The 6,341-nt window shown below is 30.0% G+C and carries 6 protein-coding genes and 1 pseudogene; 2 read left to right on the plus strand and 5 right to left on the minus strand.

Annotated features, from left to right (window positions below):
* The first annotated feature begins 155 nt into the window (after positions 1–155).
* Positions 156–419, plus strand: a complete 264-nt coding sequence (locus tag ES045_RS14700; RefSeq protein WP_147117036.1) for a hypothetical protein — start codon at positions 156–158, stop codon at positions 417–419.
* A 202-nt stretch (positions 420–621) separates the two neighbouring features.
* On the opposite strand, the gene ES045_RS14705 is transcribed toward ES045_RS14700, so the two are convergent.
* Complete coding sequence (locus ES045_RS14705; RefSeq protein ID WP_147117037.1) at positions 622–1,989, minus strand: radical SAM protein; 1,368 nt, start codon at positions 1,987–1,989, stop codon at positions 622–624.
* 148 nt (positions 1,990–2,137) lie between these two features.
* Positions 2,138–2,794 carry a rhomboid family intramembrane serine protease gene (locus ES045_RS14710; protein WP_147117038.1) on the minus strand — a complete coding sequence of 219 codons (657 nt, stop codon included), beginning with the start codon at positions 2,792–2,794 and terminating at the stop codon, positions 2,138–2,140.
* Positions 2,795–2,877: 83 nt separating this feature from the next.
* Here ES045_RS14710 and ES045_RS14715 point away from each other — a divergent pair, with 83 nt between their 5' ends.
* Complete coding sequence (locus tag ES045_RS14715; protein WP_147117039.1) at positions 2,878–3,768, plus strand: lysophospholipid acyltransferase family protein; 891 nt, start codon at positions 2,878–2,880, stop codon at positions 3,766–3,768.
* On the opposite strand, the gene ES045_RS14720 is transcribed toward ES045_RS14715, so the two are convergent.
* The 3 genes and pseudogenes from ES045_RS14720 to ES045_RS14730 form a co-directional block, all read right to left on the minus strand.
* On the minus strand, positions 3,769–5,235 hold the full coding sequence (locus ES045_RS14720; protein ID WP_147117040.1) for an aminotransferase class V-fold PLP-dependent enzyme: 1,467 nt from the start codon (positions 5,233–5,235) through the stop codon (positions 3,769–3,771).
* An 11-nt stretch (positions 5,236–5,246) separates the two neighbouring features.
* A complete protein-coding gene (locus tag ES045_RS14725; protein ID WP_147117046.1) occupies positions 5,247–6,059 on the minus strand; it encodes a hypothetical protein in 813 nt (270 codons plus the stop codon).
* 40 nt (positions 6,060–6,099) lie between these two features.
* Positions 6,100–6,341, minus strand: a pseudogene (locus ES045_RS14730) (phosphoglucosamine mutase); the annotation flags it as partial.

Consider the following 6,341-nt stretch of genomic DNA (forward strand, 5'->3'; position numbering starts at 1 on the left):
ATGCGAATTATAATACAATTAAAGCCCCCTAACTTTACATGTATTTTTGTGCTATTATTTTAATAGTTTCAGAAAAGCTAAAATACAATCCCTCTACAAAGTTGGTCTCTGAATTAAAGTAATAGTTTTTGTTTAAAAAATAAAAATTATGTATTATGAAAAAAGTGTTATTTACCTTAGTACTTGTAGGCTCGTTATTAACTAGCTGCCAACCATTAAAAACAGAATTAGAACATTACCAGTCTAATAGAGCTGTTGTAGAAAACGAATTCCCTAATTATCACATTACCTCATTTAGACAATATAGTTATGTGTTTCAAGTGTCTAACCCAGAACACGTAATTAAAGTAACATTAGACAATGCTAAAATTGTTAAAAGAGATACTTTAAAAGTGTTTTCATTGGTTTCAAAAAAATAGCTGATCCTCACGATGCGTTTGTAAAGAGTTTGGCTTATACCTAACGTAACATAAATATAGCAACTAATATGGTTGCTATATTTTTTAGATTGGTTTTAATAAAGAACACTCTTAATTAGTTGTCTCTTTAGACTTGTAGTTCTTAAATAATTTAAGCGCTACTTTTTACAGAACTCGTATCTAAAATAATTATCTGTTATGCCTAAATTTTAACGTAACTATCTCTACCTCTTGAGGCTTCATCATTAATAAAGTCAAATAACATAAAACTACTATTAATTCCTGTTAATCTAACTTTATGAAGTGTATTACCTAATTCTGAACTCCAAACAGCTTTAACTTTTATATGGTTATCTGTATACCCATAAATATAGTCTCCTCTCCTTTTATTTTCAAATAAAACTGTTTTCTCTTCACCCAATTGGTTTTCATAGAATATTTTTAGTTTCCTTCGAGATAACTCTACAAGTACTTTTTTCCTTTTTTTACAAACACCTTTTGAAACAGTACCCTTCATATCAAATGCTCTTGTTTTTCTCTTACTTGAATACGCAGTAGCAGTGAGGTAAGAGATATCTGCTTCTGATAGAAACTGTACAGTTTCATTAAAGAGTTCGTCTGTTTCCCCAGGAAAACCAACAATAATCTCGACAACTATATAAGCTTCTGGCATTATTTTCTTAATATTTAAAAATAGCTCCTTGTAAGCCTTTAAAGGAAAAGGACGATTCATCTTTTGTAATATGGTCTCACTTCCACTATCCATTTTTATACTAAAGTAAGGAGATAACCTTTGAGATTCTTTTATAAAGTTTAAAGTTCTGTCACTGAACATTGGGGTTGTAATTGACAAAAATGAAAATCGATGAACATCACCAATTTTATCAAGTTCATTTAATAAATCGAAAAAACTATGCGGATGGTTTAAGTTTCCTTTTTCTCCTGTACCGAAATCTCCAACATTATCACCTATTAAAACAATATCCTTAATCCCTTCATCTGCCATACTTTTAGCATTTGACAAAATATTTTTTAAACTATCACTTCTAGAATTTCCTTTTAATAAAGGAATTAAGCAATAGGCACATTCATGATCACAGCCTTCTTGAATCTTTAAAGAAACTCTACTTGTTTCTCTAGAAATATTTGATAAATAACCGTTGTTACTAGAATATTTAGAAAACCATGCCAAAAGAAGATAAAAGATAAGAGTCATAAAAATCTCTATAGCTTCATAAATACCTATAAGGTCTGTGATAAATAGATGATGAATAATCATAAATAACATCCCTGCAGCAGCAATTTGAGAAATAACTACAGAAAAAATATTTCTCTGAAAAAGCAACATAGCTGCTACTAAATTTATTGAGGCAATTAAGATATAACAGTAAGTAACCCAGATTGGAGATTTATCGAATAGTTCTCTAATTGTTTCTGGTAAAAAATTTGAGAGAAAATCAATTGAAAAGAATCTAATACCCCACAAAAGGATAAAGAATAAACTAAGAACCACAGCAGTAAAAGCTCCAATTCTAAAGGGAACTAGCGTTTTATTTTTATAAGAAAGCATAACAATTGGGGAATTATATGTGCCGAAAATACGAAATAAAGCCTAAAATAAGTATTAGAAATGCTCTTTTATTAAAAATAACTCAAATAGCAAACTAGAAACATACGAGTACAAAAAACCTATAGTTTTTATCAATCATCTTTATTCATTAAAGAGACTTTAATTTATCTCCAAATAATAAAAGCAATATAATAGGAACTGCCAACAGAATAACCATTAGTTTATTGGTTGTAAATAAAGAAGGGTTTAGTAATAACGTAATTGCAAAACCACCTATTGCGCCACCTAAATGTGCAGAATGACCAACGTTTCCTACTTGTTTTTTCATTCCGTAGATAGAATATAACAAATAACCCACTCCAAAAATGTAACCAGGAATAGGGATTGGAATAAAAAACAAATACAAACTCATGTCTGGGTATAGTAATATAGAAGAATATATAATACCAGAAACAGCGCCAGAAGCACCTACAGCACTATAATAAGGTTCGTCTTTATGATATTTAAGAGAGTACAAACTACCGGCTAGTAAACTTAAAAAGTAAATAATTAAAAAACTAATAGTTCCAGCAAAACCAGTAACAATGCTCCCAAATAAATACAAGGCATACATATTAAGTCCTAAATGCATCCAATCTACATGTAAAAAGCCAGATGTTAACGCTCTAATTTTTTCACCAGATAAAATTTTACCTACTTGAAATTTATATTTATCTAAAAAAGCATAATCATTAAAACCTTTCATAGAAACCAAAACATTGGCTATTATAATTAATAATACTGCTCGATCTATATTTTCTATCATAACACAAACATAATGAAAACGGATTACTAATATATCTTTCCTTTTGAATTTATATACGATATTTGCAAAACTAAAATTCTATTATGCAATTTATTATTTTTGCGATTACATACCCATTTATCTGGTTGCTATCTAAGCTTCCTATGAGGATATTATACGTGATATCAGATTTTTTTTACTTTCTAATTTATTACATTATCGGATATCGTAAGCAAGTAGTTCTTGATAATTTAAAACTCGCTTTTCCAGAAAAACCAGCAGCAGAACTTCTTTCTATTAGAAAAAAATTCTTTAAACATTTAATGGATTTAATGATGGAAAGCGTGAAAGCCTTTTCTATTTCTGAGAAAGAAATTTTAAAAAGATATACGTATGTAAATCCAGAATTGGTAAATAAGTACACAAAAGAAGGGAAAAGTATTGCTTTAGTTGGCGCACACCAAGCAAATTGGGAATGGTCTACAAGTTTGCCTAAGGTTTTAGATATTGCTGTTTATGGTGCTTACACAAAATTGAATAATAAATATTTTGAAAAAGCGATTAGAAATTCTAGACAGAAATTTGGTATAGAGGGGTTTAAAACTTCTGAAATGGTACGAGGAATGCAACAACGTTTTTCAGACAAACTGCAAGGTGCCTATGTTTTATTAAGTGACCAATCTCCACAAGTTCATAAAACGTACTATTGGCGAGAGTTCTTCAATATTAAAGTACCAGTGCATACGGGCGCAGAAATGTTATCTAAGAAATTCGATTTAGTTGTGATTAACTACGTAACAAAAAAAATAAAGAGGGGGTATTATAAAACAGAATTTCAATTAATTACTAAAAAACCAAGAGATTTCGAAAATTACCAAATCACTGACTTGTACACAGCACTAACAGAAAAAAACATTTTAGAACAACCCGAATTTTATTTATGGTCTCACAAAAGATTTAAACACAGAGACAAAGTACCTACAGCGTTTAAATAATTATAAATAGAACCATTCTTTTACCAAATCATGTTCAATTGGTTTAACCGTTTTATGAGCATAATCATTTTTAATAGAATTATATTCATAGTCTTTAGACCAACTTTCTATGTTTTTAGACAACTCCTCTAAAGAATTACATACAAATGCTACTTCTTTATTTGTTATTGTTGGGTGCACAGATAAACGAACCCAACCTGGTTTTTGTGTATTACAACCGTGTAAAATCTCATCTTTAATTCTGTTAGAAGTTTCTTGATCTACATTCAATAAAAAGTGCCCATAAGTTCCAGCACAAGAACAGCCACCTCTTGTCTGGATTCCGAATCTATCATTCAATAATTTTACAACTAAGTTAAAATGATATTTTTCAAAATAGAAAGAAAAAATACTCAATCTTTCTTTATGATCTGGTGCTAATATTTTTACGCCGTCTAAGTTTTCTAGCGTTTTAAAAATGATGGTATTAATTTCATTTTCTCTGCTTTTAATATTTTTAGTCCCCATTTGCTCTTTCAACTGAATCGAAAGTGCAATTCTAATCGTTTGCAGGAAAGGAGGTGTTCCTCCATCTTCTCTTGTTTCAACATCATCAAAATAATCATGCTGTCCCCAAGGGTTTGTATAACTAACGGTTCCTCCTCCAGGATTATCTGGAATTGTATTTTTATATAACTTTTTATTGAAAATCAATACCCCAGAAGTTCCAGGTCCACCTAAAAATTTATGGGGAGAAAAGAAAACGGCATCTAAATATTCATCTTCGTTTTCTGGATGCATGTCAATGTCTACATAAGGTGCACAACAAGCAAAATCTACAAAGCACAAGCCATCATAACTATGAATTAACTTAGCTACTTTATGGTATTCTGTTTTTATTCCTGTTACGTTAGAGCAAGAAGTTATTGAAGCAATTTTAATTTTTCTGTTTTCGTGTTTTTTTATAGATTTTTCAAAACTCTCTAAACAAACCAAACCTTCATCATTACAAGGTACAACTTCTACATCTGCAATAGTCTCTAACCAAGATGTTTGGTTCGAGTGATGTTCCATATGAGAAATAAAAACAATTGGTCTCATTTCTTCAGGAATATCAGTGTAATTTTTTAAACTTTCTGAAACCTTTAAACCTAAGATTCTCTGAAATTTATTGACAACACCTGTCATGCCAGAACCAGAAGTAATTAAAACATCATTATCGTCTGCATTCACATGGCGTTTAATTATTTGTCTAGCTTCATGATATGCCAATGTCATTGCCGCACCAGAAGTAGATGTTTCTGTATGTGTATTTGCTACAAAAGGGCCAAATTTATGCAACATTTTTTCTTCAATAGGAAGGTATAGTCGTCCACTTGCAGTCCAGTCTGTATAAATTAAATCTTGCTGTCCATAAGGAGATTCAAATTTTTGATTGATACCAACAATATTTTTTCTAAACTGATCAAAATACTTTTCTAAACTCATGTTTATTCTATTTAAAAAATTCTAAACTTACCTCCTATTAAAATATTCTTTTGGAAAAAATAAAAACTTTGTGATGCACCATCACTTGGGTTTATTGTAGTTCTAACATCTGGCAAATTTATATAACCCAATTTTAAATCTGATTGAATATAGAAGTATTTAAAGAAAGTTACATCGAGGCCAACAACAGCTGAAGCTCCCCAACCTGCAATATGAAATTCATCGTGTCTTTCTTGATTAAATAATGTTACATCTGTTCTTGGGTACAAAATACCTGCACCAAAACCTTCTGTAAGGTTTATTTGAAAGTTTTTATGATTTAGACCAATGAAATGGCCTATTTCATCAAACCTTCTAAACTCAACATTTACATAGTTTAAACCATCTGTATGCTCTAGCTGTAAAAAATCTTTAGACAGAATTTGATCATCATTATTATATACACCATCAAAAGGAGATCCTGAATTAATTTCTCCATCAATTTTTACTGTTTGATCTGCAACCATGACATATTTCATGTGATCTACACCAATAGAAATCGTATAGTTTTCTTTTAAAAAATAACCTATTCTATAATTATTTTGAGGAATCGTTATTCTTCCTGGGTTAAAATAATCGTTAAAACTAAACGGAGTTTGTCTGTCTTTCGCTTTTACATTCTGTAAGGTAAAATCATAGTTATCACCTGTAAAACGAATATCAGAATCAGAATAATTAGCTCTATTCCATCCCCAATAGACAAAGAATTTTCCTTTGTTAGTTACTTTTTCTATTATGTCTAAAGTATCTGTATTTTTCTTTTGTGAAAAAGAACAGATACTCATTAATAAGAACAAACCTATTATTACTTTTTTTTTCAAAATATTATGCTATTATTTCTTTAATTTCCTTAATAAATCTTACCGCCAAATTATCTGCTGCTTGTTGTGATTTTGCTTCTGTATAAATTCTAATAATTGGCTCTGTATTCGATTTCCTCAAATGAATCCATTCTTCTGCAAAATCAATTTTTACACCGTCAATTGTGTTTACATCTTCATTATTATAGGTAGCTGCCATGGTCTCTAAAATCTTGTCAACATCTATTTCTGGTGTCAACTGAATTT

This window comes from Polaribacter sp. IC073, from assembly GCF_007997075.1.
Lineage (GTDB): Bacteria > Bacteroidota > Bacteroidia > Flavobacteriales > Flavobacteriaceae > Polaribacter.